This is a genomic window from Streptomyces sp. HM190, assembly GCF_009857135.1.
Taxonomy (GTDB): domain Bacteria; phylum Actinomycetota; class Actinomycetes; order Streptomycetales; family Streptomycetaceae; genus Streptomyces; species Streptomyces heilongjiangensis.
Window position 1 is genome coordinate 1,093,903 of the sequence record NZ_CP047318.1, and the last position, 25,258, is coordinate 1,119,160.

27 protein-coding genes, 1 pseudogene and 1 riboswitch are annotated in these 25,258 nt (G+C 71.8%); of the genes and pseudogenes, 14 read left to right on the forward strand and 14 right to left on the reverse strand.

Going from position 1 to position 25,258, the window contains the following annotated elements; genetic code table 11:
* The first annotated feature begins 13 nt into the window (after positions 1–13).
* The 4 genes from GSY65_RS04135 to GSY65_RS04150 all read left to right on the forward strand — a co-directional run bounded on the left by GSY65_RS04135 (position 14) and on the right by GSY65_RS04150 (position 3,469).
* Complete coding sequence (locus GSY65_RS04135) at positions 14–742, forward strand: type 1 glutamine amidotransferase (RefSeq protein WP_055522331.1); 729 nt, start codon at positions 14–16, stop codon at positions 740–742.
* A 290-nt stretch (positions 743–1,032) separates the two neighbouring features.
* Positions 1,033–2,058, forward strand: a complete 1,026-nt coding sequence (locus GSY65_RS04140; protein WP_159766004.1) for a 6-phosphofructokinase — start codon at positions 1,033–1,035, stop codon at positions 2,056–2,058.
* Positions 2,059–2,164: 106 nt separating this feature from the next.
* Positions 2,165–3,109: a cytochrome c oxidase assembly protein gene (locus GSY65_RS04145; protein WP_159766005.1), complete on the forward strand. Its 945-nt coding sequence runs from the start codon at positions 2,165–2,167 to the stop codon at positions 3,107–3,109.
* Positions 3,110–3,313: 204 nt separating this feature from the next.
* Positions 3,314–3,469 carry a hypothetical protein gene (locus GSY65_RS04150; protein ID WP_159766006.1) on the forward strand — a complete coding sequence of 52 codons (156 nt, stop codon included), beginning with the start codon at positions 3,314–3,316 and terminating at the stop codon, positions 3,467–3,469.
* Positions 3,470–3,489: 20 nt separating this feature from the next.
* Here GSY65_RS04150 and GSY65_RS04155 read toward each other — a convergent pair whose 3' ends face one another.
* From GSY65_RS04155 to GSY65_RS04170, 4 genes are all read right to left on the reverse strand, one after another.
* The gene (locus GSY65_RS04155; RefSeq protein WP_159766007.1) at positions 3,490–4,710 is read right to left on the reverse strand and encodes a sensor histidine kinase; all 1,221 of its coding nucleotides are present in this window, start codon (positions 4,708–4,710) and stop codon (positions 3,490–3,492) included.
* 72 nt (positions 4,711–4,782) lie between these two features.
* Positions 4,783–6,528 carry a sodium/solute symporter gene (locus GSY65_RS04160; protein WP_159766008.1) on the reverse strand — a complete coding sequence of 582 codons (1,746 nt, stop codon included), beginning with the start codon at positions 6,526–6,528 and terminating at the stop codon, positions 4,783–4,785.
* A 100-nt stretch (positions 6,529–6,628) separates the two neighbouring features.
* A complete protein-coding gene (locus GSY65_RS04165; RefSeq protein WP_159766009.1) occupies positions 6,629–7,024 on the reverse strand; it encodes a hypothetical protein in 396 nt (131 codons plus the stop codon).
* Positions 7,025–7,034: 10 nt separating this feature from the next.
* Positions 7,035–7,790, reverse strand: coding sequence for a LytR/AlgR family response regulator transcription factor (locus tag GSY65_RS04170; protein ID WP_159766010.1), 756 nt, complete (start codon positions 7,788–7,790; stop codon positions 7,035–7,037).
* A gap of 102 nt (positions 7,791–7,892) precedes the next feature.
* Between GSY65_RS04170 and GSY65_RS04175 the strand changes: the two genes are divergently transcribed.
* The 3 genes from GSY65_RS04175 to rocD all read left to right on the forward strand — a co-directional run bounded on the left by GSY65_RS04175 (position 7,893) and on the right by rocD (position 10,631).
* Positions 7,893–8,384 (forward strand): Lrp/AsnC family transcriptional regulator, encoded by a 492-nt coding sequence (locus tag GSY65_RS04175; protein ID WP_159766011.1) that lies wholly within the window; start codon positions 7,893–7,895, stop codon positions 8,382–8,384.
* 122 nt (positions 8,385–8,506) lie between these two features.
* Positions 8,507–9,328: a dimethylargininase gene (ddaH, locus tag GSY65_RS04180; RefSeq protein WP_159766012.1), complete on the forward strand. Its 822-nt coding sequence runs from the start codon at positions 8,507–8,509 to the stop codon at positions 9,326–9,328.
* A gap of 76 nt (positions 9,329–9,404) precedes the next feature.
* Positions 9,405–10,631, forward strand: coding sequence for an ornithine--oxo-acid transaminase (gene rocD / locus GSY65_RS04185; RefSeq protein ID WP_159766013.1), 1,227 nt, complete (start codon positions 9,405–9,407; stop codon positions 10,629–10,631).
* Positions 10,632–10,698: 67 nt separating this feature from the next.
* On the opposite strand, the gene GSY65_RS04190 is transcribed toward rocD, so the two are convergent.
* Positions 10,699–11,412 (reverse strand): SDR family NAD(P)-dependent oxidoreductase, encoded by a 714-nt coding sequence (locus GSY65_RS04190; protein WP_159766014.1) that lies wholly within the window; start codon positions 11,410–11,412, stop codon positions 10,699–10,701.
* Positions 11,413–11,791: 379 nt separating this feature from the next.
* On the opposite strand from GSY65_RS04190, the gene GSY65_RS04195 reads away from it, so the two are divergent.
* Positions 11,792–12,535: a lysophospholipid acyltransferase family protein gene (locus GSY65_RS04195; RefSeq protein ID WP_159766015.1), complete on the forward strand. Its 744-nt coding sequence runs from the start codon at positions 11,792–11,794 to the stop codon at positions 12,533–12,535.
* A gap of 138 nt (positions 12,536–12,673) precedes the next feature.
* Here GSY65_RS04195 and GSY65_RS04200 read toward each other — a convergent pair whose 3' ends face one another.
* The 8 genes from GSY65_RS04200 to GSY65_RS04235 form a co-directional block, all read right to left on the reverse strand.
* The gene (locus tag GSY65_RS04200) at positions 12,674–14,263 is read right to left on the reverse strand and encodes an alpha/beta hydrolase (protein WP_159766016.1); all 1,590 of its coding nucleotides are present in this window, start codon (positions 14,261–14,263) and stop codon (positions 12,674–12,676) included.
* Positions 14,264–14,415: 152 nt separating this feature from the next.
* Complete coding sequence (locus GSY65_RS04205) at positions 14,416–15,177, reverse strand: urease accessory protein UreD (protein WP_159766017.1); 762 nt, start codon at positions 15,175–15,177, stop codon at positions 14,416–14,418.
* Between the two features lie 77 nt (positions 15,178–15,254).
* Positions 15,255–15,938 carry an urease accessory protein UreG gene (gene ureG, locus GSY65_RS04210; protein WP_159766018.1) on the reverse strand — a complete coding sequence of 228 codons (684 nt, stop codon included), beginning with the start codon at positions 15,936–15,938 and terminating at the stop codon, positions 15,255–15,257.
* 207 nt (positions 15,939–16,145) lie between these two features.
* Positions 16,146–16,820: an urease accessory protein UreF gene (locus tag GSY65_RS04215; protein WP_159766019.1), complete on the reverse strand. Its 675-nt coding sequence runs from the start codon at positions 16,818–16,820 to the stop codon at positions 16,146–16,148.
* The gene (locus GSY65_RS04220; RefSeq protein WP_159766020.1) at positions 16,820–18,541 is read right to left on the reverse strand and encodes an urease subunit alpha; all 1,722 of its coding nucleotides are present in this window, start codon (positions 18,539–18,541) and stop codon (positions 16,820–16,822) included. Before GSY65_RS04220 ends, GSY65_RS04215 begins: the two co-directional genes overlap by 1 nt.
* Positions 18,534–18,845 carry an urease subunit beta gene (locus GSY65_RS04225; protein WP_055523895.1) on the reverse strand — a complete coding sequence of 104 codons (312 nt, stop codon included), beginning with the start codon at positions 18,843–18,845 and terminating at the stop codon, positions 18,534–18,536. Before GSY65_RS04225 ends, GSY65_RS04220 begins: the two co-directional genes overlap by 8 nt.
* Before the next feature lie 10 nt (positions 18,846–18,855).
* Entirely contained in the window at positions 18,856–19,158 is a 303-nt protein-coding gene (locus GSY65_RS04230) for an urease subunit gamma (protein ID WP_048819736.1), read from the reverse strand.
* A gap of 212 nt (positions 19,159–19,370) precedes the next feature.
* Positions 19,371–20,000 (reverse strand): TetR/AcrR family transcriptional regulator, encoded by a 630-nt coding sequence (locus GSY65_RS04235; protein ID WP_159766021.1) that lies wholly within the window; start codon positions 19,998–20,000, stop codon positions 19,371–19,373.
* 184 nt (positions 20,001–20,184) lie between these two features.
* Here GSY65_RS04235 and GSY65_RS04240 point away from each other — a divergent pair, with 184 nt between their 5' ends.
* A complete protein-coding gene (locus tag GSY65_RS04240) occupies positions 20,185–21,303 on the forward strand; it encodes an ABC transporter permease (RefSeq protein WP_236579697.1) in 1,119 nt (372 codons plus the stop codon).
* Positions 21,304–21,562: 259 nt separating this feature from the next.
* On the opposite strand, the gene GSY65_RS04245 is transcribed toward GSY65_RS04240, so the two are convergent.
* On the reverse strand, positions 21,563–21,841 hold the full coding sequence (locus GSY65_RS04245) for a type II toxin-antitoxin system Phd/YefM family antitoxin (RefSeq protein WP_159766022.1): 279 nt from the start codon (positions 21,839–21,841) through the stop codon (positions 21,563–21,565).
* Between the two features lie 134 nt (positions 21,842–21,975).
* On the opposite strand from GSY65_RS04245, the gene GSY65_RS04250 reads away from it, so the two are divergent.
* The 5 genes and pseudogenes from GSY65_RS04250 to GSY65_RS04270 all read left to right on the forward strand — a co-directional run.
* On the forward strand, positions 21,976–22,311 hold the full coding sequence (locus GSY65_RS04250) for a hypothetical protein (RefSeq protein ID WP_159766023.1): 336 nt from the start codon (positions 21,976–21,978) through the stop codon (positions 22,309–22,311).
* A 170-nt stretch (positions 22,312–22,481) separates the two neighbouring features.
* On the forward strand, positions 22,482–23,123 hold the full coding sequence (locus GSY65_RS04255) for an ATP-dependent Clp protease proteolytic subunit (protein ID WP_159766024.1): 642 nt from the start codon (positions 22,482–22,484) through the stop codon (positions 23,121–23,123).
* 7 nt (positions 23,124–23,130) lie between these two features.
* On the forward strand, positions 23,131–23,448 hold the full coding sequence (locus tag GSY65_RS04260) for a hypothetical protein (RefSeq protein WP_159766025.1): 318 nt from the start codon (positions 23,131–23,133) through the stop codon (positions 23,446–23,448).
* 492 nt (positions 23,449–23,940) lie between these two features.
* A riboswitch (cyclic di-AMP (ydaO/yuaA leader) is annotated at positions 23,941–24,139 on the forward strand.
* Positions 24,140–24,142: 3 nt separating this feature from the next.
* Positions 24,143–24,616, forward strand: coding sequence for a C40 family peptidase (locus tag GSY65_RS04265; RefSeq protein ID WP_159766026.1), 474 nt, complete (start codon positions 24,143–24,145; stop codon positions 24,614–24,616).
* A 139-nt stretch (positions 24,617–24,755) separates the two neighbouring features.
* Positions 24,756–25,233 (forward strand): annotated as a pseudogene (locus GSY65_RS04270) (DUF6328 family protein); the annotation flags it as partial.
* Positions 25,234–25,258: the final 25 nt, after the last annotated feature.

The following is a 25,258-nucleotide window of genomic DNA, read 5'->3' on the forward strand; positions in this document are numbered from 1 at the left end:
TCGAGGGGAACTCATGAGTGACAACAGCCTGCGGGTCGTCTGGGTCTACCCGGACCTGCTCAGCACCTACGGCGACCAGGGCAACGTGCTGGTCGTGGAGCGCCGGGCGCGTCAGCGCGGCCTGGACGTGGCCCGGCTCGACGTGCGCAGCGACCAGCCGATCCCGACCTCCGGCGACATCTACCTGATCGGCGGCGGCGAGGACCGCCCGCAGCGGCTCGCGGCGGAGCGGCTGCGCCGCGACGGGCATCTGTACCAGGCGGTGAACAACGGAGCGATCGTGTTCGCGGTGTGCGCCGGCTACCAGATCCTCGGCCACGAGTTCGTCAACGACCTCGGTCAGCGCGAGCCGGGTCTCGGCCTGCTCGACGTGACCACGGTCCGCGGCGAGGGCGAGCGGTGCGTCGGCGACGTCCTGGCGGACATCGACCCGCGTCTCGGGCTGCCCCAGCTGACCGGCTTCGAGAACCACCAGGGCGTCACCCACCTGGGCCCCACCGCCCGCCCGTTCGCGAACGTGCGGCTCGGCAAGGGCAACGGCACGGGCGACGGCACGGAGGGCGCGTACAACGACACCGTGTTCGGCACCTACATGCACGGCCCGGTGCTCGCCCGGAATCCGCTGATCGCCGATCTGCTGCTGAAGCTGGCGCTCGACGTCAACGCGCTGCCGCCGACCGACGACCGCTGGTTCGAGGCACTGCGCAACGAGCGGATCGCGGCGGCCACCGAGCCGGCGTAGCGCTCCGCGCGGAGCGGCCCGGACGGCTTCCGGCCGAGGTCCGCGCGCGTGCGGCGGAGCGGGCCGGGGAGCCTGGGAAACGGTTCCTCAGTGCCCGTACCGAAGCCCGTCTGACACCGCCCCCGCTCAGCTGTGACAGCCCGTCTGACCAGGCGTGCGCTCACCTGTGCGGGGGCGTCCAGCAGGCGGACGCCCGCTACGGTCCGGCCCCTCGGCGCCGGTAGGGTGGCGGGGATTCCGCCGGACAGCGTGGTCCGGATCCTGCCCACGTTGAGAAGGTAATTCGGGCTATGCGCATTGGTGTCCTCACGTCCGGCGGCGACTGCCCCGGGCTGAACGCCGTCATCCGGTCCGTCGTGCACCGCGCCGTCGTCGACCACGGCGACGAGGTCATCGGCTTCCGGGACGGTTGGAAAGGTCTCCTGGAGTGCGACTACCTCAAGCTCGACCTCGACGCGGTGAGCGGCATCCTGGCCCGCGGCGGCACGATCCTCGGCTCGTCCCGGGTCCAGCCCTCGCATCTGCGGGACGGGGTGGAGCGGGCGAAGGGCCATCTCGCGGAGCTCGGCCTCGACGCGGTCATCCCGATCGGCGGTGAGGGCACCCTCAAGGCCGCCCGGCTGATGTCGGACAACGGTCTGCCCGTCGTGGGCGTGCCGAAGACCATCGACAACGACATCGCGGCCACCGACGTGACGTTCGGCTTCGACACGGCCGTCGGTGTGGCCACCGAGGCCCTGGACCGCCTGAAGACCACCGCCGAGTCCCACCAGCGCGTCCTGGTCGTGGAGGTCATGGGCCGCCACACCGGCTGGATCGCCCTCCACTCCGGCATGGCGGCCGGCGCGCACGCCATCGTCGTGCCGGAGCGGCCCTTCGACATCGACGAGCTGGCAGCGCGGGTCGGCGAGCGCTTCGCGGCGGGCAAGCGCTTCGCGATCGTCGTGGCGGCCGAGGGCGCCAAGCCGAAGGCCGGGTCCATGGACTTCGACGAGGGCGGCAAGGACATCTACGGCCACGAGCGGTTCGCCGGCGTCGCCCGGCAGCTCTCCGTCGAGCTGGAGGCACGGCTCGGCAAGGAGGCCCGGCCGGTCATCCTCGGGCATGTGCAGCGGGGCGGTACGCCGACCGCGTACGACCGGGTGCTGGCGACGCGCTTCGGATGGCACGCGGTCGAGGCCGTGCACCGGGGGGAGTACGGCAGGATGACCGCGCTGCGGGGGACGGACATCGTGATGGTGCCGCTGGCCGAGGCGGTGGAGACGTTGAAGACCGTTCCGGAGGAGCGGTACGACGAAGCCGAGTGCGTGCTCTGAGTGACATGAGCGCTGTACCGCCCCCGGTCGCCGACGCGGCCGGGGGCGGTTCTAGTCTGGTGCCGGACAGACAGCGCTCAACCCCCACGAAACAGGAGCCGGCGGTATGGATCACAGCGGGCACGGCACGGATCTCTTGCCCTTCACCCTGGGGCGGGGGCTCGGGTGGTCGGCGGACCCGTTCTTCCTGGTCGGCTGTCTGGTGGCGCTCGCGCTGTACGCGTGGGGCGTCGTCCGGCTCGTCCGGCGCGGCGACACGTGGCCGGTGGGGCGGACCGTCGCGTTCGTCGCGGGGGTGCTGCTGATCCTGCTGGTGATGTGCACCCGGCTGAACGACTACGGGATGGTCATGTTCAGCGTGCACATGGTGCAGCACATGGTGATCAGCATGCTGGCGCCGATCCTGCTGCTGCTGGGCGCGCCGATCACCCTGGCGCTGCGGGCGCTGCCGACGGCGGGCAAGGGCCGCAAGGGGCCCCGCGAGCTGCTCCTGATGTTCCTGCACAGCTGGTACATGCGGATCGTCACCCACCCCGCGTTCACGATCCCGATGTTCATCGCGAGCCTGTACGCCCTCTACTTCACCCCGCTGTTCGACTTCCTGATGGGGTCCACGCCCGGACACATCGCGATGATGGTGCACTTCCTCGCCGTGGGCCTGTTCTTCTTCTGGCCGATCATGGGCGTGGACCCCGGCCCGCACCGGCCGGGTTATCTGATGCGGATGCTGGAGCTGTTCGCGGGGATGCCGTTCCACGCGTTCTTCGGCATCGCGCTGATGATGGCGTCCACGCCGATGGTGAAGTCGTACGAGAACCCGCCCGCCTCGCTGGGCATCGACGCGCTCGCCGACCAGAACGCGGCCGGCGGCATCGCCTGGGCGTTCAGCGAGATCCCGTCCGTGCTGGTGCTGCTCGCGCTGCTCTTCCAGTGGTACGGCTCCGAACAGCGCCAGGCGCGGCGCAAGGACCGGGCGGCCGACCGGGACGGCGACAAGGAACTCGAGGCGTACAACGCGTATCTGGCCTCGCTCAACGCCCGCGGCCGCTGAGTCCCTCTCCTGGGCGTACCCGTGATCCCCGGGCCGTGCGTGGCCGTACGGCCCGGGGATCACGGGTACGCCCAGGACCTGTATGAGGTCGCTGTCCGGTGGGCGACAGTGGAGGGCATACGGACGCGCATGTCGTCGTCCGCACCGCGATGCGCCAGGAGAGGCGCACCATGGAGAAGGACGAACCATGAGGAGGGTGTGGCGATGCCCAGTTCGACTAAGGCCATGGGGGTGCTCACCGTGGGTGGGCTGGTCGTGGTGACGGCCTACACCGTGGCGCTCGGAAGCAATGGCTGGCTGTGGTTCGGATGGGTCGTCCTCGGCCTGCTGACGCTGGGGATGGTGGCGGCGCGCACCTGAGTCCGCACGCTGTGTGATCCTCAGGCCCGGGGCAATCCTCCGTCCGGGTGAACGCCCGGCTGGTATTTGGGCAGCCGGGCGGTGATCTTCATGCCCGCGCCGACCGCGGTCTCGATGACGAGGCCGTGGTCGTCGCCGTACACCTGGCGCAGCCGTTCGTCGACGTTGCTCAGCCCGATGCCGCCCGAGGGGCTCGTCTCGCCGGAGAGGATGCGGCGCAGCACCTCGGGGTCCATGCCGACGCCGTCGTCCTCGATGACGACGAGCGCCTCCGCGCCCGCGTCCTGGGCGGTGATGCTGATATGGCTCTTGTCGAGCCGTCCCTCCAGGCCGTGCTTCACCGCGTTCTCCACCAGGGGCTGGAGGCAGAGGAAGGGCAGGGTGACGGGCAGGACCTCCGGGGCTATCTGCAGGGTGACGGAGAGGCGGTCGCCGAAGCGGGCCCGGACCAGGGCCAGGTAGTGGTCGATGGCGTGGAGTTCGTCGGCGAGGGTGGTGAAGTCGCCGTGCCTGCGGAACGAGTAGCGGGTGAAGTCGGCGAACTCCAGCAGCAGTTCACGGGCGCGCTCGGGGTCGGTGCGGACGAACGAGGCGATCACGGCGAGCGAGTTGAAGATGAAATGGGGCGAGATCTGGGCGCGCAGGGCCTTGATCTCGGCCTCGATCAGCCGGGTGCGGGACTGGTCGAGATCGGCGAGTTCGAGCTGGACGGAGACCCAGCGGGCGACCTCCCCGGCCGCGCGGACGAGGACGGCGGACTCCAGCGGCGCGCAGGCGACGAGCGCGCCGTGGACCCGGTCGTCGACCGTGAGGGGGGCGACGACCGCCCAGCGGACCGGGCAGTCGAGGATGTCGCAGGTCAGACGGAACGCCTCGCCCCGGCCACTCTCCAGGGGGCCGGCCAGCCGCTCCATGATCTCGGCGCGGTGGTGCTCCCCCACGCCCTCCCAGACCAGGACCGACTCGTGGTCGGTGAGGCACAGCGCGTCCGTGCCGAGCAGGGTACGCAGCCGCTTGGCCGATCTGCGGGCCGTCTCCTCGGTGAGGCCGGCGCGCAGCGGGGGCGCGGCGAGCGTCGCGGTGTGCAGGGTCTGGAACGTGGCGTGCTCCACGGGCGTGCCGAGGCCGCCCAGGCTGCGGCCCGGCCGGGCCGTCCGGCGGCCCAGCCAGAAGCCGGCCGCGAGGAACGGCAGCACCGCGACCAGGAACCCGGCCAGGAACCCGCTGACCTCACCGCTCATCGTTCATCTCCCACCCCTCCCACCCCTGGCGCACCGCCCCTGGCGCACCGCCCGCTGCTCGCGGGTCGCCGTTCAGCGGCGCCACAGTTCGATCTCCTTCGAGGCCGCTCCGGGCTGGCCGCCGACCAGTTCCTCCGGCAGGTGGAAGCGGGCCAGGATCGCCGGGGTCTCGGCAGGGACCCGGCTCGGGGTGGCCAGGGAGACCAGGACCATCGTCAGGAAGCCGAGCGGGACCGACCAGAGCGCGGGCCAGGCCAGCAGGGCGTGGAACGCGCCGGTGCCGGGGTAGCCGGCCATCGTCGCCGCGACCGCGAGGAGTGCCGCCCCGCCGCCGGCGAGCATGCCCGCGGCGGCGCCCGGCGGGGTCAGGCGCCGCCACCAGATGCCGAGGACGAGCAGCGGGCAGAAGGACGAGGCGGACACGGCGAAGGCGAGGCCCACCGCGTCGGCGACGGGCAGTCCGCCCACCAGGACGCTCGCCGCGAGCGGTACGGCCATGGCGAGGACCGTGCCGAGCCGGAAGTGCCGGACGCCGCGTGCGGGCAGCACGTCCTGGGTGAGGACCCCGGCGACGGCCAGGGTGAGGCCGGACGCGGTGGACAGGAACGCCGCGAACGCGCCGCCGGCCACCAGCGCGCCGAGCAGGTCGCCGCCGAGGCCGCCGATCATGCGGTCCGGCAGGAGCAGGACGGCCGCGTCGGCGTCCCCGGTGAGGGTGAGTTCGGGGGCGTAGAGCCGGCCGAGGGCCCCGTAGACCGGGGGGAGGAGGTAGAAGGCGCCGATGAGGCCGAGGACGACGACCGTGGTGCGGCGGGCGGCGACACCGTGCGGGCTGGTGTAGAAGCGGACGACGACGTGGGGCAGGCCCATGGTGCCGAGGAAGGTGGCGAGGATCAGCCCGTAGGTGGCGTAGAGGGGGCGTTCCTCGCGGCCCTCGGCGAGGGAGGTGGACATGCCGCCGTTGCTGCCGCGGTCGGCGACGGGGACGGGGTCGCCCTCGGTGAAGGTCAGCCGGGTGCCCCGCTCGACGCGGTGGGTGCCGGTGGGCAGGTCGATCCGTGCGTCGTCGTGGCGGCGGCCGTCCACGGTGCCGGACACCGTGACCGTCAGCGGCTCGGCGAGCTTCAGGTCGAGGGTGGCGTCGACGCGGACGACCCGCTGCTCGCGGAAGGACGCCGGTTCGTCGAAGGCGTGGCGGGGAGCGCCGTCGCCCTGCCAGGCGAGGACCAGGAAGAGCGCGGGGACCAGCAGGGCGGTGAGTTTGAGCCAGTACTGGAAGGCCTGCACGAAGGTGATGCTGCGCATGCCGCCCGCGGCGACGGTCGCGGCGACGACGACGGCGACGATGACCCCGCCGAGCCACTGGGGCGCGTCGGTGAGGACGTTGAGGGTCAGTCCGGCGCCCTGGAGCTGGGGCAGCAGGTAGAGCCAGCCGACGCCGACGACGAAGGCGCCCGCGAGCCGCCGTACGGTCTTGGAGGCGAGGCGGGCCTCCGCGAAGTCGGGGAGGGTGTACGCGCCCGAGCGGCGCAGCGGGGCGGCGACGAACAGCAGCAGCACGAGGTATCCGGCGGTGTAGCCGACCGGGTACCAGAGCATGTCGGGGCCCTGGACGAGGACGAGGCCCGCGATGCCGAGGAAGGAGGCGGCGGACAGGTACTCGCCGCTGATCGCGGCGGCGTTGAGGCGGGGGCCGACGGTGCGGGAGGCGACGTAGAAGTCGGACGTCGTGCGGGAGATGCGCAGGCCGAACGCGCCGACGAAGACGGTCGCCACGACGACGAGGGCGACCGCGGGGACGGCGTACTTCTCGTTCATGCGGTGCTCTCGTTCATGCCGGGCTCTCGTTCACGCTGGGTTCTCGTCCATGCCGGGTTCTCGTCCATGCGGCGTTTCCGGTCGGCTCGGGCACGGGGGCTCAGCGGTCCTCGACGAGGCGTACGAGATCCTGTTCGTTGCGTTCGGCGCGCCGGACGTGCCAGCGGGCGAGGAGGACCAGCGGGGGGTAGATGCCGAAGCCGAGGACGGCCCACTCCAGGCCGGCGCCGTCCGGCATGGCGGCGAAGACCAGCGGCAGCGGGGCGACCAGCAGGACGAGGACCGCGAACACCACGAGGGCGGCGCGGAGTTGGCTGCGCATGAGGGAGCGGACGTAGGTGTGGCCGAGAGTGGTCTGCTCGTCGATCTCGGTGCGCGGGCGGTGATGGCCCAGGCGGTGCGGGTACCTGCCGCCGGAGCGGAGCCGGGAGTGCGGGAGCGTGCGGCGGGGCACGCCGGTGACGACGACGCGCCGTTCGGTCGGGTCCTGGGGCATGCCGTCTCCTTCAGCCCGTGGTCCGGCGCATCAGCAGGTCGCGCAGTTCGCGGGCGTGGCGGCGGCTGACCTGGAGTTCCACCGAGCCGACGAGGACGCTGACGGTGCCCGCGTCGAGGCGGAGTTCGCCGATGTGGCGCAGGGCGACAAGGTGGCGGCGGTGGATGCGGACGAAGCCGCGGGCGCGCCAGCGTTCCTCGAGAGTGGACAGCGGGATGCGGACGAGGTGGCTGCCCTGCGCGGTGTGCAGCCGGGCGTAGTCGCCCTGGGCCTCGACGTGGGTGATGTCGTCGACGGCGACGAAGCGGGTCACGCCGCCGAGTTCGACGGGGATCTGGTCGGGGTCGGGTTCGTGGACCGGTATCGGCGGGGCGGCGCCGCGCAGCTGGGCGGCTCGGCGTATCGCCTCGGCGAGCCGTTCCCGGCGGACGGGCTTGAGGACGTAGTCGACGGCCTTGAGGTCGAACGCCTGCACGGCGAAGCCCTCGTGGGCGGTGACGAAGACGACGAGCGGGGGCCGGGCGAAGCCGGTGAGCAGCCGGGCGAGGTCGAGGCCGTCGAGTCCGGCCATGTGGATGTCGAGGAAGACCACGTCGATCGCCTCGGGTCCGGCGGGCCCGGACTCCAGGGCGCGGTTGATCCGGCGCAGGGCCTCGGTGGCGTCGCTGGCGCCCTCGGCGCTGCTGATCCGCGGATCCGCGTTCAGCAGGTACAGCAGCTCCTCGAGGGAGGGTTTCTCGTCATCGACGGCGAGCGCGCGCAGCATGAACCCGGAGTGTAGGAGTAATTCGTACGACTGCACATGTCCGCGCGCCGGAGGGCTTCCGGGTGCGCGCCGCGGGCGCCGGTCGCTGGATACAGTGCCCGCATGAACAGCAAGTCCGCGGCGTTCGACGAACTCGATCGCAAGATCATCACGGCGTTGATGGCGAACGCGAGGACCAGCTTCGCGGAGATCGGCGCGGCCATCGGTCTTTCGGCCACCGCGGTCAAGCGGCGGGTGGACCGGCTGCGGGAGACCGGGGTGATCACGGGGTTCACGGCCACGGTGAAGCCGGCGGCGCTCGGCTGGCGCACGGAGGCGTATGTGGAGGTGTACTGCGAGGGCGCGGCGCCGCCCCGGCGGCTGGCGGAGGTGGTGCGCAACCATCCGGAGATCACGGCGGCGATGACGGTGACCGGCGGCGCGGACGCGCTGCTGCATGTGCGCGCGGTGGATGTGGAGCATTTCGAGGAGGTGCTGGAGCGGATCCGCACCGAGCCGTTCATCCGGAAGACGATCAGTTACATGGTGCTGTCGCACCTGCTGCCCGAGGCTCCGGAGGCCGCCGCCACCGCCGACGCACCGAACGCGCGCTGAGCGGGCCGGATACGCAGCATCACTGCGCGGACACGCAGCGCTCGTCGCTTGTCGGGCGTCTGTCCCGATTCCTACCGTGGTGTCATCCCCAGCCGACACCGCAGGAAGCGGAGAGACCCTCTGTGCCCGACAGCCGTGTGCCGCGCCTTCGGCGCTTTCTCGTCTGCGAACCCAGACACTTCGCCGTGCAGTACTCGATCAATCCCTGGATGCATCCGGACACCCCCGTGGACGTCGACCTCGCCCGTGCACAGTGGCAGGCGCTGATCCGCGCCTACCGGGACCACGGGCACACCGTGGAGACCGTGGAGCCGGTCGCGGAGCTGCCCGACATGGTCTTCGCGGCCAACTGCGCGCTCGTCCTCGGCGGCCGCGTCCTCGGCTCGCTGTTCCACGCGCCGGAGCGGCGCCCGGAGTCCACCGCGTACGACGCATGGTTCGTGGGCGCCGGGTACGAGGTGCACCGGGCCGAGACGGTGTGCGAGGGGGAGGGCGATCTGGTGCCGGCCGGCCGCTTCGTCCTCGCCGGGACCGGTTTCCGGACCACGCGTGAGGCCCATCGCCAGGCGCAGGAGCTCTTCGGCGTCCCGGTGATCAGTCTCCAGCTGGTGGACCCGCGGTTCTACCACCTGGACACCGCCCTGTTCGTGCTCGACGACGGGGAGGACGGCAACATCGCGTACTACCCCGAGGCGTTCTCCCCCGGCAGCCGCGCGGTGCTCGCCCGGCTGTACCCGGACGCGGTGATCGCCACCCGTGAGGACGCGCTGGCCTTCGGGCTGAACTCGGTGTCCGACGGCCGCCATGTGTTCGTCGCGTCCCGCGCCAAGGAACTCGCCGACCAGCTCGACCGGCAGGGCTACGTGCCCGTGCCGCTCGATCTGTCGGAGTTCCAGAAGGCGGGCGGCGGCATCAAGTGCTGCACGCAGGAGCTCCGCCCGTGATGCTGGAGTTCCGGCCCCCGTTCCTCCGCCCCCGCCCTCGCCCGGCGTTCCGTTCCATGATCCAGGAGGCCCGCTCATGACCGCCCCCGTCCGTACGCGTTCGTCGGCCGACCTCATCCGCGCCGAGGAGCCCGTCCTCGCGCACAACTACCATCCCCTTCCGGTCGTCGTCGCCCGTGCCGAGGGCACCTGGGTCGAGGACGTGGAGGGCCGCCGCTATCTGGACATGCTGGCGGGCTACTCCGCCCTCAACTTCGGTCACCGCCATCCGGCGCTGATCGCGGCCGCGCACCGCCAGCTGGACACGCTGACGCTCACCTCGCGGGCCTTCCACAACGACCGGCTCGCTCAGTTCGCGGAGTCCCTGGCCGAGCTGACGGGCCAGGACATGGTGCTTCCCATGAACACGGGCGCCGAGGCCGTGGAGAGCGGCATCAAGGTGGCCCGCAAGTGGGCGTACGAGGTGAAGGGCGTGCCCGCGGACCGAGCGACGATCGTGGTGGCCGCGGGCAACTTCCACGGCCGTACGACGACGATCGTCAGCTTCTCCACCGACCCGGAGGCACGGGGCGGCTTCGGGCCGTTCACCCCGGGCTTCCGGGTGGTGCCGTACAACGACCTGGCCGCGCTGGAGGCGGCCGTCGACGAGACGACGGCGGCCGTGCTGATCGAACCCATCCAGGGCGAGGCGGGTGTGCTGATCCCGGACGAGGGCTATCTGCGCGGGGTGCGGGAGGTGACCCGGCGTGCCGGGTGCCTGTTCATCGCGGACGAGATCCAGTCGGGGCTCGGCCGGACCGGCCGTACGCTCGCCGTCGAGCACGAGGACGTGGTGCCCGACGCCGTTCTGCTCGGCAAGGCGCTCGGCGGTGGCATCGTGCCGGTGTCGGCGGTGGTCGCGCGCCGGGAGGTGCTGTCCGTCCTGCGGCCGGGTGAGCACGGGTCCACGTTCGGTGGCAACCCGCTGGCGGCGGCGGTGGGCACGGCGGTGGTCGAGCTGCTGCGCACCGGGGAGTTCCAGCGGCGGGCGGCCGAGCTGGGCGTCGTCCTGCGGGACGGGCTGACGGGGCTGGTCGGCCGGGGCGTGGTCGGTTTCCGGGCGCGCGGCCTGTGGGCGGGCGTCGACGTCGACCCGGCGATCGGCACGGGCCGCGAGGTCAGCCGGCGGCTCATGGACCGGGGGATCCTCGTCAAGGACACCCATGGCTCGACGATCCGCCTGGCGCCGCCGCTGACCATCACCGCCGCGGAACTCCGCTCGGCGCTGGGGACGTTGGAGGAGGTCCTGCGGGAGGGCTCCTGACCGGGGGCGGTCTCCCGCCCGCCGGCCCGCGCGCTGCTGGTGCGCGACCTGCCGGGGCCTCCCGGCGTCAGCCGAGCGGGACGCCCGTGTGCTGCTCCAGGGCCCGGACCAGGCGGTCCTGGAACCGTCGGTCCCGGGCCGCGGGGTGCGGGGGCTGCGTCCGCCGGTGGTACCAGTAGCCGCCGGTGGGCGGGGTGGCATCGGGGTGGGTGGCCAGCCAGACCTGGGTGCGGTGGCCGGCGGCCAGGTCGTCCGAGGCGGCCGGCCCGCCCATGCGGGTCGGGACCCAGCCGGGGTCGACCGCGTGGCTGGTGGTTCCCTCCCAGCGGGTCGCGCAGGCCAGGGCGAGGGCGGTGACCCACAGTTTGGTGTCGTCGTAGGAGGCGGTGCCGTCGGTCAGGCGGCGCAGATCGGTGGAGCCCGTGCGGTGCAGGGAACTGCTGAGGTAGATCAGTCGGGACGGCTTCTCCATCAGGGCCGTCAGCACGTACGGCGCCACGATGTTGACGGCGATCTCGTCGGGGGAGTCCAGGACACCGGCGTTGTGGATGACGGCGTCGAACCGGCCGAACCGGGCGGCCTGGCGGGCGACGGACCGGACCTCGTCCGCGGCGGCGAGGTCCCCGGTGACGACGCCCTGCCACCGGCCGCCGCCCTCCGGTCCGGCGAGACGGGCCGCGTCACGGGCATGCACCACCACGTCGTGCCCTTCCTCGGCCAGCGCGTCCGCAGCGTGGCGCCCGAGTCCACCGGCCGCCCCGGTCACCAGTACCCACGCCATGTCCGTTCTCCTCCTGTGCGGCCACCTCGACCCTACGCCGGACGTTCCCCCGGTGGGACGTACGCAGATGCACCCTCACGAACCCGTGGGACACCGACCGTGCCGCGCTGATCGTCCCTGCCGTTCGTGGCAGGTCGGAGAGCCTCCTTACGGCCGGGACATCGGGCTACGATCGACCCTCGGCATCGCAGGACGGGGGCTCATCGGCGCGCGAGTGCCCGACGCAACGTCGGTACAGTCGGCGAGGAGGAGTCGGTACGCGTCCGACAGGAGCTGCCCTCACACGGCGACGGACCCAGCACGGTCGCGTCCACGGATGTCTGCTGCGACCTGGTGGAACACGTCCATAGAGCCGATCGGGTAGAGCGAAGGGGACGCCGTGTTCTATTACCTGCTCAAGTATGTGCTTCTGGGTCCGCTGCTGAGGCTGGCCTTCCGGCCTCGCATCGAGGGTCTCGAACACGTACCGTCGTCGGGCGCGGCCATCGTCGCGGGGAACCACCTGTCCTTCTCGGACCACTTCCTGATGCCTGCGATCCTCAAGCGGCGCATCACCTTCCTGGCGAAGGCCGAGTACTTCACCGGACCGGGCGTCAAGGGCCGTCTGACGGCGTTCTTCTTCCGCAGCGTGGGGCAGATCCCCGTCGACCGCTCCGGGAAGGAGGCCGGTCAGGCCGCCATCCGCGAGGGGCTCGGGGTGCTCGGCAGGGACGAGCTGCTCGGTATCTACCCGGAGGGCACGCGCTCGCACGACGGCCGCCTCTACAAGGGCAAGGTCGGCGTGGCGGTCATGGCGCTGAAGGCCGGGGTGCCCGTGATCCCGTGCGCGATGATCGGCACGTTCGAGGCGCAGCCGCCGGGCAAGGTCATCCCGCACATCCGCCGGGTCGTGATCCGGTTCGGCGAGCCCCTCGACTTCTCCCGCTTCGAGGGCATGGAGAACGAGAAGGCCGTCCTGCGTGCCGTCACCGACGAGATCATGTACGCGATCCTCTCGCTCTCCGAGCAGGAGTACGTGGACCAGTACGCGGCCGTCGTGAAGGCCCAGGAGGCCGAGGCCGCGGCGAAGGAACGCAAGGACCGGAAGGACCGGAAGGAGCAGAGGGACCGGCAGGACCCGTAGGACCCGAAAGCCACGAAGGACCGCGGGTTCCCGCGTGTGCCGCTACGTCGACGTGTGCGGTGCCTTCGGGCCGACGCCGGCGGCGCCATGGGTGAGGGGCGACCGGTCGGCCCGGTCGCCCCTCACCCACTCGGTTCCCTACGGTGCCGGCGTGGCGTGCGGGGCGCACTTCACGTCGGTCCCGCCCACCTTGCCGGTGAGCAGGTAGGTGTCCACCCGCTGGTTGACACACGCGTTGACGAGGCTGGTGACCCCGTGGGAGCCGGCCTTCGTCTCCGTGATCAGACGCGAGCCCTTGAACCGCTTGTGCAGCTCGACGGCACCCTCGTACGGGGTGGCCGCGTCACGCTCGGACTGGACGATCAGGACGGGCGGCAGGCCCTTCTTCGTCCCGACCTCCACCGGCGTGTACTGCTTCGACTGCCAGGTGGCGCACGGCAGGTTCATCCAGGCGTTGGCCCAGGTCATGAACGGGTAGTTCTTGTGCAGCCGGGTGTTGTCGCGGTCCCACGTCTTCCAGCTGGTGGGCCACTTGGCGTCGGTGCACTCGACCGCGGTGTAGACGGCGTTGCCGTTCTCCGACGCGGCGTTGCCCGCGGTGTCGCCGAGGTCCGGGGCGGCCGCGTCGACCAGCGCCTGGGTGTCACCGGCAGCGTACTTGCTCCACACCTGCGCGGTGGGCGCCCACGCGGAGTCGTAGTACGGGGCGCTCTGGAAGAAGGAGATCAGCTCGGCCGGACCGACGAGCCCGCCGATCGGGTTCTTCTTCGCGGTGGCGCGCAGCTCCAGCCACTTCGCCTGCACCTCGGCGCGGGTGTCACCGAGGTGGTACGTCGCGTCGTTCCGCGCGACCCACTTCGTCCAGTCCTTCCAGCGGCCCTCGAAGGCGACGTCCTGGTCCAGGTTGGCCTGGTACCAGATCTTCTCGCGCGAGGGGTTCACCACGCTGTCGACGACCATGCGGCGCACATGGGTCGGGAAGAGGGTGCCGTAGACCGCGCCGAGGTAGGTGCCGTACGAGACGCCGAGGAAGTTGAGCTTCTTCTCCCCGAGGGCGGCACGGATGACGTCCAGGTCGCGCGCGGTGTTCGCCGTGGTCATGTACGGCAGCATCGCGCCGCTGCGCTCCTTGCAGCCGGCCGCGTAGGCGGCTGCGAGCTTGCGCTGCTTGCGCTTGTCGGCCTCGGTGTCGGGCACCGGGTCCATCTTGGGCGCCTTCACGAACTCCTGCGGGTCGACACAGGAGATGGGCGCCGACTTGCCGACACCGCGCGGGTCGAAGCCCACGAAGTCGTACGCCTTGGAGACGTTCACCCACAGCGGGCTCTTGGTGGTGACCCGGCGCGGGAAACGCAGACCCGAGCCGCCGGGGCCGCCCGGGTTGTAGACGAGGGCGCCCTGGCGCTCCTCCTTCGTGCCCGTGTTGCCGATGCGGTCGACGGCGAGCTTGATCTGCTTGCCGTTCGGCTTGGCGTAGTTCAGCGGCACGGTGACCCAGCCGCACTGGATGGGCTTCTCCAGACCCCACGCCTCGGGGCAGTCCTGCCACGTGACGCCCTTCTTCGCCGCCTTGGCGGCGGCGACGGCGACACCCTTGGCCTCCAGGTCCTTGCCACCGCCGCCGGTCGCGGCGTTGGCCACGGGGGCGGTGACGGCGCCGGCTATCAGGGTCGCCGTGACGAGCAGTCCGGCGGAGCCGAACGCTGCCGCCCTTCTCGTCGGCCTCATACCTCTCAAGAGGGAACTCCCCGTACATCGTTTCGAATGTTCGAATGGTCACGGGGATCTTCGTACCTGTGAGGCACCGGGGAACAGAGGAGCGGAACGTTCTTTACTAATCCGATAACCGGTGAGGAAGGTTCCGTTGAGCGGGATACGGTTCAGCCGCCGAGGGCTGCCAACGCCTCGTCCAGCACCCGCCGCAGCAGCAGCGCGTCGGGCGCCAGGGCACTGACGAGGACGGCGGGCCCGGCCAGCGGAGTGAGCGCGGCCGACGCCCCCAGCACCCGCGGTTCAGGCGCCCGCTCCGCGAACTCCGGGCGTACGACGACGATTTGCCCGAGCGCCCGATGCCCGCCCAGTACGGCGGGACCGTCCCAGCCGCCCGGTGCGCCCGGCCCGCAGGACACCTCCTGGTCGAGCAGCGCCCGCCCGTCCAGCCGCACGGTGAGCCGGCTCCGCAACCGCCCCGGCTCCTCACCGGCGCGCCCCAGCACCTGCTCCTCCCGGAACACGACACGGGCACCGGAGGTGAGGTCCAGGCAGGTCGACACCCGCAGGTCGCTGCCGCGGGCCGAGATCAACTGCTCCGGCAGCCAGCACAGTTCGCCACCGGCCGCGACACGGACCCGTACCTCGTAGCGGGCCTCGTCCTTGCCCTGCCCCGGCAGCGCGATCGTCGCCGCCGCGGACCCCAGCCGCAGCCGGGCACCCTCCCCGACCTCCGCCTCCACGGCGAGACGGTCACCCCCGAGCGGGCCGCTCATGGCGCCGACCAGCATGACCCGGGCCTCGTCACCACTGCCCCGGGTGCGCCGCAGCGCGAGCGGCCCACGGCTCTCCAGCACGGGCAGAGCGGTGCCACCGCGTCCGTCGGCACGGGCGGCGAGCCGGGCGGTGGCGCGGACACCGGTCGTACTCATGGCGGGCGCGCCGGGGGGACCCGTGTCCCGTGGCTTCGTCGCGCCCGCACCTCGGGGCCCGGCGCCTCCCACCGCCGTCATGCCGTCCACGCCGCGAGCCGTTCCCGTACCCAGGCGGCGACGTCGCGGACGCCGGCCTCGCTCCTGAGCGACTGGAACACGACCGGCAGTTCGGCGCGCTGCGCCTTCGCGTCGGCGGCCATCCGGCCGAGGTCGGACCCGACGTACGGCGCGAGGTCCGTCTTGTTGACCACGAGCAGATCGGCGGTGGTGACGCCGGGACCGCCCTTGCGGGGGATGTCGTCGCCGCCGGCCACGTCGATCACGAAGATCTGCGCGTCCACGAGGCCCTTGGAGAACGTCGCGGTGAGGTTGTCGCCGCCGGACTCGACGAGGACGAGATCGAGCGGGCCGACCTCGTCCTCCAGGTCCTCGACGGCCTCCAGGTTCGCCGAGATGTCGTCCCGGATCGCCGTGTGCGGGCACGCGCCCGTCTCCACGGCCGCGATCCGCTCGGGTGGCAGCACGGCCTCGCGCAGCAGGAACTCGGCGTCCTCCCGCGTGTAGATGTCGTTGGTGACGACGGCCAGGGCCAGCTCGTCGCGCAGCGCACGGCACAGCGCCGCCACGGTGGCCGTCTTCCCGGACCCCACCGGCCCGCCGAGACCGATCCGCAGCGCGCGGCGACGACCGTCGGGCCGATACGCGTCCGCGCTCACCGCGGAGGGACCGTCGTGGACGTGGTCGTGGTCGAGATGCATGAAGCGACTCCTTTGTATAGGGGTGGCCGATGTAGGGGGGTGGCCGAGGAGTTCGGGAGGTGTGGTGATCGGGCGACTGCGGCTTGCGGGTGACCCACGGCAGCCCGCACCCGCCGACGAATCACCCGTCCCCGATCCCGGACGCGGGGGCGAAGCGGCGCACCCCCTGGGGACGGGACCGGTGGGGCCGGCGGGGGCGCCCCCCTCCTACGAGGCGAACAACCGCACCGCCCACGCCGCATGCACCTCCGCCCCGATCTCCAGCAGCGGCCCGGAGGCCGCCGGCAGCACGTCCGCCCCGCCCCCGACCGCCTCCCGCCCCGCCTCGACGGCCGTGCGCACCACGCGGTCCATCTCGGGAGCCAACCGCGCCGTCACCCCCGTCGCGTCGAACGGGTCCAGGCTCAGCAGCCGCACGGTCGCACCGGCCGGCCCGCTCACGCTCTCGTAGACGGAGCAGTACGCGGCGTCCTCGGGCCCGAGCCCGGCCGCCCGCGCCGTGACACCCAACACCACCGGCTGGTGCGCCCCCTTGGGGAACCGCCGTGCCAGCGCGTCCAGTTCACCGGACGGCCAGGTCGCCCTGGCCGCCCGCGTCAACTGCCGGCCCAGCTTGCGGGAGGCGCCCCGCAGGGCGGGGGACGGTGTCCGGGCGTCGGCCGCCGCGTCCAGCGCGACGGCGTCGACGCCGAGTGCCGCCGCCGCGGCCAGCGCCGCCGACACCAGGCCCACCGTGTGCAACCGCCCCCGGCAGAACACCTCCAGGTCCTTCGCCCCGCTGATCAGCCCGGCCTTGACGGCCGCTTCGGCCCCGCCAGAGTGCGCGTGCCCCCCGGCGGGAAAGCGGCCGTCGGCCAGCAGGAGAAGAGTCGCCCTGGACATCAGAAGAGGAAGTACCGCTGGGCCATGGGCAGTTCGGCGGCCGGCGTCGCCTCCACCAGCTCGCCGTCGATGTACACGGCGAAACTGTCGGGGTCGATCCGTACGTCGGGCCGCGCGTCGTTCTCCCGCATGTCGGCCTTGGTGACCCCACGCGTCGACTCGATGGCGACGAACCGCTTCCCGAGCGAGAGCCGCTCCGGCAGGCCGTCCTCGACGGCGAGCGGCGCCACGAAGTTGAACGAATTGGCGGCCGGCGACCGCCCGATCGCCCCGTACATCGGGCGCGGGAGGATCGGCTGCGGCGTCGGGATGGACGCGTTGGCGTCGCCCATCTGCGCGTACGCGATCTGTCCGCCCTTGATCACGAGCTGCGGTTTGACCCCGAAGAACGCGGGCTCCCACACCACCAGGTCCGCGAGCTTGCCGCTCTCCACGGACCCGATCTCACGGGCCAGCCCCTGCGCGAGGGCGGGGTTGATCGTGTACTTGGCGACATAGCGACGGACGCGGTGGTTGTCGGCGCGGCCGTCCCCCGGCAGGGCGCCCCGTCGCCGCTTCATGACGTGCGCGGTCTGCCAGGTGCGCAGGACGACCTCGCCGACCCGGCCCATGGCCTGGGAGTCGGAGGAGATGATCGAGATGGCGCCCAGGTCGTGCAGGATGTCCTCGGCCCCGATCGTCGAGGGCCGGATGCGGGACTCCGCGAACGCCAGGTCCTCGGGCACGGCGGCGTTGAGGTGGTGGCAGACCATCAGCATGTCGAGGTGTTCCTCGGCGGTGTTGACGGTGTAGGGCCGGGTCGGGTTGGTGGAGCTGGGCAGCACGTGCGGCTGCGAGACCACCGTCATGATGTCGGGCGCGTGCCCGCCGCCCGCGCCCTCGGTGTGGTACGCGTGGATGCCCCGTCCGGCGACGGCGGCCAGGGTGTCGCCGACGAACCCGGCCTCGTTGAGGGTGTCCGTGTGGATGGCGACCTGGATGCCGGTCCGGTCGGCGACGGTCAGGGCCGCGTCGATGACGGCGGGCGTCGAGCCCCAGTCCTCGTGCAGCTTCAGCCCGAGTGCGCCGCCCCGGATCTGGGACAGCATCGCCTCGTGGGAGACGGTGTTGCCCTTGCCGAGGAAGCCGATGTTCAGCGGGTACTGCTCCATCGCCTCCAGCATCCGGGCGAGGTGCCAGGGGCCCGGGGTGACCGTGGTGGCCTTCGAGCCCTCCGCCGGTCCGGTGCCGCCGCCGACCAGGGTCGTCACACCGGACGCCAGCGCCTCGTCGGCGATCTGCGGGCAGATGAAGTGGACGTGCGCGTCGATGGCGCCGGCGGTGACGATCCGGCCGTTGCCCGCGATGATCTCCGTCTCGGGCCCGATGACGAGGTCGGGGTGGACACCGTCCATGGTGTCGGGGTTGCCGGCCTTGCCGATGCCGGTGATCCGGCCGTCGCGGATACCGATGTCGGCCTTGACGATCCCCCAGTGGTCGATGATCACCGCACCGGTGACGACGGTGTCCGGGGTGCCGTCCGCGCGCGTGGCGCGGGCCTGGCCCATGGACTCGCGGATGACCTTGCCGCCGCCGAACACGGCCTCGTCACCTGCGAGTTGGGGACCCCCGGAACGGTCCTCCTCGATCTCGACGAGCAGATCGGTGTCCGCGAGCCGGATACGGTCCCCGGTGGTCGGCCCGAACAGGTCGGCGTACGCGGCACGCGAGATCTCAGGCATCGAGGGCACCTCCGGTCTCCCCACGCAGTCCGGGCACGACACGGGCGCCGGTGAGCGGGACGAGTTCCACGTCGACGGGGATGCCGGGCTCGAACCGTACGGCGGTGCCGGCGGCGACGTTCAGCCGCTTGCCGCGCGCGGCGGCACGGTCGAACTCCAGACCGGGGTTGGCCTCGGCGAAGTGGTAGTGGGAGCCGACCTGGACGGGCCGGTCGGCGGCGTTGAGGACGGTCAGCCGGGTGACCTCGCGGCCCTCGTTGTACACGATCGGGTCCTCGGCGAAGAGGATCTCTCCGGGAATCACGGCGGCCCCCTCAGACGATCGGGTCGTGGACGGTGACGAGCTTGGTGCCGTCCGGGAACGTCGCCTCGACCTGGACGTCGTGGATCATCTCGGGGATGCCCTCCATCACGTCGTCGCGGGTGAGCAGCTTCCGCCCGGACGCCATGAGTTCGGCCACCGTACGGCCGTCCCGCGCGCCTTCCAGGATGTGCGCGGTGATCAGGGCGACGGCTTCGGGGTGGTTCAGCTTCAGGCCCCGGGCCCTGCGCTTCTCGGCCACGTCCGCCGCCACGTGGATCAGCAGCCTCTCCTGCTCGTGCGGGGTCAGTTGCACGGCGTCCCACCTCACATCCTCGCTCCGGACCGTGCGGGGTCCGGTTGCCTCGCCACCGCGCAACGTCGCAGGTGGCGTGGCCGCAGGCTAGTTGGGCGGCGTTTCGGTGACGTTAACCGACACCGGTTCCCCGCGCGCCGACCCGCGGGCCGACCCGCGGGCGACCGGGGGTGCCGGTCCGACGCGGCCACCTCCCCCGGGCCGCCCCCGGCTCACGTACGGCTGGCCGGGTCCTCCATGCTCATCAGCGCCTTCAGGCCCAACTCGACCACCTGGACCGGTACGTCCCCGAAGAGCGCGTACTGGACCACGAAGCCCTGGGCGAGCGCGATCAGCGTCCGGGCCACGCTGAGCGCCGGGACGTCGGCCCGCATCATGCCGGCGTCCTGGTACGCCTCGACGATCTCGATCCAGGGCCGCCGCACCTGCGCGAAGCCGTCATGGAGCACGTCCCGCAACTCCGGGTTGCGCAGGGTCTCGGCCCAGACCTGCACCATCAGGCGGGGGTAGAGGGACCCGTCGCTCACCCCCAGCGTCGGTTCCTTGCCGAGGACCAGCCGGATGACCCTGCCGATCAGGATCTCCGGGGACGGCAGCGGACGCTGGGCGGCGGCCTGCTGGAAGGCGTCACGGATCTCGTCGATCACCTCCGCGACGATCGCGGAGATCAGCTCTTCCTTCCCTGTGAAGTAGCGGTAGACCGCCCCGGCGGAGAGGTCCGCCTCCTTCAGCACGTCCTGCATCGACGTGGCCTGGAACCCGTTGCGGGCGAAGCAGCGGGCCGCGGCGTTGACGATCTGGCGGCGGCGGGCGTCTAGACGCTCCTGCGATACGCGAGGCATGCCGCAAAAGTAAAACGAACGTTCCTTCTTGACAAGGCAGACCCCTGGCGCGCAGGGTGAAAGCAAGAAAAACGAACGCTCCTTCTTTTTAGCGGGGCGGGAGTCAGGCCGACCGAGTCGCGGTCCCCGCCCCGCCGCGCCACCGCCCGCCCGCCCACCCACCCCATCGGTATGGAGGGAAACCATGTCCGCCACGTCCACCGCGCCCTCGGCGGCCGAGCGCACCGCCACGGCCACTGCGGCCACCACCGCCACGCCAGACACTCAGGGCGCCCCCGGTGCGCACGCGCTGCCGCCGGGTCGCCGGATGGCCGCGGTCATCGTGCTGGTCCCCGTCGTCGCGGCACTCGCGCTCTGGGCCTTCGCCTGGCCCAACGCCCGCGTGGCACCGCGCGATCTGCCGCTCGGCGTGGCAGGGCCCGCGACGGCCACCGCGCAGATCGCGCAGCGTCTGGAGCAGCGGGACGGCGCGTTCGAGGTGCGCAGGTACGCCGACGAGGCCGCCGCGCGGGACGCGATCGAGGAACGGACCGTGTACGGCGCGGTCGTCGTCACCGAGGCGGGGCCGAAGCTGCTGACGGCGTCGGCGGCGAGCCCGATGGTCGCGCAGTTGCTCCAGCAGGCGGTGGGCGAGCAGGCAGCGCGGGAGGGTGCCCGGGTGGAGGTCACCGATGTGGTGGCGACCCCGGCGGAGGACCCGCGCGGGTCGGTCTTCGGTTCGAGTGTGCTGCCGCTGGCGCTGGCCGGCACCGCCTCCGGCGCGGTGGTCACGCTGCTCGGGCTGCGCGGGGCGCGTGCCGCCGGCGCACTGGCCGGGGCCGCCGTTCTGGTCGGCCTCACCGCCGCGGCACTGGCGCACACCTGGCTGGGTGCGCTCACCGGCGACTGGTGGGCGGAGGCAGGCGTACTGAGCCTCACCACCCTCGCGGTGGGCGCCACGGTGACCGGCCTGGCCTCGCTGCTGGGCCGGGCGGGTCTCGGCCTGGGCGCGCTGCTGATCGTGTTTCTCGGCAACCCCTTCTCGGGCGCCGCCTCGGCACCCCGGATGCTGCCCGAGCCCGCCGGGACGCTGGGCCAGTGGCTTCCGCCGGGCGCGGGCGCGACGCTGCTGCGCTCCGTGTCGTTCTTCGACGGCGCCGCCGCCCTCAGCCCGGCGCTCGTCCTCACCTGGTGGGCCGTGCTCGGCCTGGGCGCGGTCGTCGTGGGCCCCGCCCTCAGGCAGTCGAAGAGGCACGCCGCGTCGGAGTCCGCCACACCCGCCGGCGACCGTACTCCGGCATCCGCGCCCGCGCCCACGCACTGACCGCGAGCGACCCCGGCCCGACCTCGACACCGCCCCCGGTTCCGAGCCGGAGCCGGAGCCGGAATCGGCGGCACGGACGCCCGCGCCCCGCGGGAAGCGGCCCCACAGACAGATCGTGCGCCCCCGCTGTAGCGGACGGGGACGCACGACCGACTCACATGTACGCGATGTGCGCGATGTACGCGCGGGTAGGCGCAGGCGAGGTGCCCACACACGTTCCCGAGGAACCCCACGCGGATGCGCCCCCAGGAGGCGCTCCCTAGGAGGCGCCCGACCCCCGGTGCTCCGCCGTGATACCGAACCGCTGCTGGTCCCGGGAGGGCGATGCCACCTCGCGGACGCCGGAGACCGCGCTGATCACGGGCTCCTCCGCGGGATCCTGGAGCGCTTCGAGCTGCTCCAGATCGGCGGCGGAGACCAGGGCGACGAGGGGCTTGCCGTGCCGCGTCACGACGACTCGCTCGCCGCCGTAGACCACTCGGTTGATCAGATCGGCGAGTTCAGCCCTGGCTTGCGTCACCGGAATCTCGTAGGCCATGGGGTCCAGCTTAGACCGGGTCCCGCCGCCTCCCCGGAGCGGAAGATCCCATTCTGCCCCATGACGCTCCGTACGTTCGTACGATCACCACGGCCTCCAACAGGAGGCGTCCACGACTGTCGAACGGGGAGATCATGTCCAGCCTTTCCAGGCGCACACTGCTCGGGTACACGGGGACCGCGGCAGCGGGGACAGTGGCGGCAGGCGCCGCCCTGTCCACCGGGACACAGGCCCAGGCGGACACGGGGCCCGACTTCCCGGAGGGCACCAAGTTCAGCGGATACGTCCGTATGCCCGGCACCGAGATGACGGAACTCACGGTCAGCTTCACCGTGAGCACGACGGAGGCGCCGGCGGCCCAGCGGATCTCGGCGCTGGAGGTCGCGAACGCCCTCAACGAACTCGCCGCCGCCCGCGGCTGGCCCCCGATCACCTTCTACGGGACCCCAGCCCCCGCCCCGCTCAACTGACCCGACGCTCCACGCGGTACGCCGCACAGCACCCCCACCACCCACCACCCACCCGGGACCGATCCCCGCGGAGCCACGCTCCGCGGGGATTTTCGCTGTCAGCCGATCACCACCCTCCGGAGGCGTACGTCCTGTACATTTTTTACAGAAGTCGACCAGAGGAGACCTCCGTGCCAGCGCACCGGCCGTCCGCCCGCCATGTGCTCCCCGAATTCACCGAGCACACGAGTGCGGGTCACCGAACGATGGATCCCTACGCGAAGTTGCTGGAGGAGCGGATCGTGTTCCTCGGGACGCAGATCGACGACACGTCGGCGAACGACGTGATGGCGCAGTTCATGCAACTGGAGTACCAGTCCCCGGACCGGGACATCTCCCTCTACATCAACTCCCCCGGCGGCTCGTTCAGCGCGATGACGGCGATCTACGACACGATCCGCTTCGTCACCTGCGACGTGGAGACCGTCTGCCTCGGCCGGGCCCAGGCATCCGCCGCGGTACTCCTGGCGGCGGGCACACCGGGCAAGCGATCCGTGCTGCCGGGCGCGCAGGTGGTGATCCGTCAGCCGGCTCTGGCCGAGCCGGTCACCGGACGGGCGAGCGATCTGGCGATCCGGGCCGAGGAACTGACGCGCAACCGCCGGCTGCTGGAGGAGATGCTCGTACGGCACACCAGGCAGAGCCACGAACGGATCAGCGGCGACATCGAGCGGGACACGATCCTCGACGCCCAGGGCGCCGTGGACTACGGCCTGGTCGACCGGGTGGTGCCGGGCCGCAAGGGCTCACGGGCGCTCCCCGGCGCGAGGTGAGCCGCCGATGCTTCCCCCCGAGCTGCCGCCGTTGCCCGCGCTGACGCGCGCAGAGGCGGAGCTGATCGACCGTTATCTGGACGTCGTCGACCTGCTGGGCCGGATCAACCCGGCCCGCCCCGGCGACACGTATCGCGGACTGCGGGCCGCGCAGGCGCTCGTCGGCCGGGCGACGGCGCTGCGCGCCGCGCTCGAACTGATGCACACACGCGGCGAGAACGAGCTGCACGCGCCCACCCTGGCCCGGGCCCTGCGGGTGCTGGACGGGGAACGGCGGGCGGCCCGGGTCACCCTTCCGCCGGAACCCGAGGACTCCCCCGCCTGACACCGAGGGCTCCCCCACCCCGGCCCCGAGGGCTCATGCGTCCGCCCCCGAGGGGATGCGCGCCCGGCCCGACGCGCCCCAACCCGAGGGCTTGTGCGCCTGCTCCCGAAGGCTCGCACACGTCTGCACCCGAAGGCTGGCACGTCTGAACCGATCGCACCTCGTCCGCCGTACTACTGACGGGTCCTCCGGTCCGGGCTTCGGCCCACCGGACGGCCTACGGGGAACCACCCATCGGCCCATCCGTCCGCAGAACCGCCGGAGTTGCGCGTCATGCCTGCAAGAGTGCCGGAATCCACCCTTCCGATGCTGGTACGGACGCCCTCGATTCCGAGGACAGAACAGCCGAAAAGGGTCTGTCCACCCGAACGGGCGAGTGGTGAGGAACGCCACAAATCCCTGATTCCGTTGGGATTTTCGGACTTCCGTGCGTCAAGATCCCTTCCTGACGACAAGCCCCCGCCACAGCGGCGGGGCGATCCGGGCGGACGCCGAGTCCTGCCGCCGTCCGGATGACCGGTCGACAGGAGTGGATCGGCAGGAGTGGAGGACCCAAGCACGACGGGTCGCCGGGACGGTCACGCCATGACCGGGCCGAGCAGCCCTTGGGGTGAAGCCGCGTGAGCGGCCGGGCAACTTCGCCAGCCCGAATCCGACAGGTCATCCTTCACAGGCGGCTGACGAAGGGTTGCGCATGTCTGCGCTCAATCGTGTCCCGTCGCTGTTGACCCGGGCCGGCACGGCCTCGGCTCTGACCATCGCCGCCGTCGGCGGCAGCATCGTGGTCCCGGGCGTCGCCTCCGACGCCGAGGCCGCCACAGTGGCGTCGAAGGCACTTCAGGTCGCGGCTTCGAAGAAGGGCTCCCCTTACAAGTACGGCGCGACGGGCCCCGGCAGGTTCGACTGCTCAGGGCTGACGCTCTACTCGTTCAAGAAGGCGGGCAAGAAGCTGCCCCGTACTGCCCAGCAGCAGTACAACAAGACGAAGCACATCTCCGCGAGCAGCCGCAAGCTCGGAGACCTCGTCTTCTTCCACTCGGGGTCGAACGTCTACCACGTCGGTATCTACGCGGGGAAGGGAAAGATCTGGCACTCGCCGAAGACGGGTGACGTCGTGCGACTGCAGAAGATCTGGACGAAGAGCGTCTGGTACGGCCGGGTCCGCTGATCCGTCGGGGGCGGCCGGAGCACCGGCCGCCCCCTCGCTCACCCCGCCCGCTCCCCGGTCGCTCCCGAGTGCCCCGGAACCATCGTTCGCCCCCACCCCGGCAGGGGTGACACGGACACCGACGGTTACTCGTACAGTCATGGCCGACGAACGCATCACCCCCGCCCGCAACGAGACCCCTCTCGAACGGGCCGACCGCAACTTCGCCGAGTTGCTGCAGGAGCTGCGGGTCACCCAGACGGGGGTGCAGATCCTCTTCGCGTTCCTGCTGACGCTGGCCTTCACACCGCGGTTCCCGGACCTGGACTCGTTCCAGCGCGCCACCTACGTCACCGCACTGCTACTGGCCGTCCTCGCCGCGGCGCTCTTCACGGCCCCGGCCGCGCTGCACCGCTCGTTGTTCCAGCGGAACGCCAAGCCCACCATCGTCCGGGTCTCGTCCCGGCTCGCCGGCGTCGGCCTGGGGGTGCTGATGCCGGCCTTCGCCGGATCGGTCCTGCTCGTCGTGGACGTGACACTCGGCCGCGCCGCGGGCCTCACCGCCGGCGGTGGCACACTCGCCTGCTGTCTGCTGCTGTGGGGCCTGCTGCCGAAGCTGGTGGGCCGCGCCGTCGGCGGCAACCGCGCCCCGGTGCCCGCACC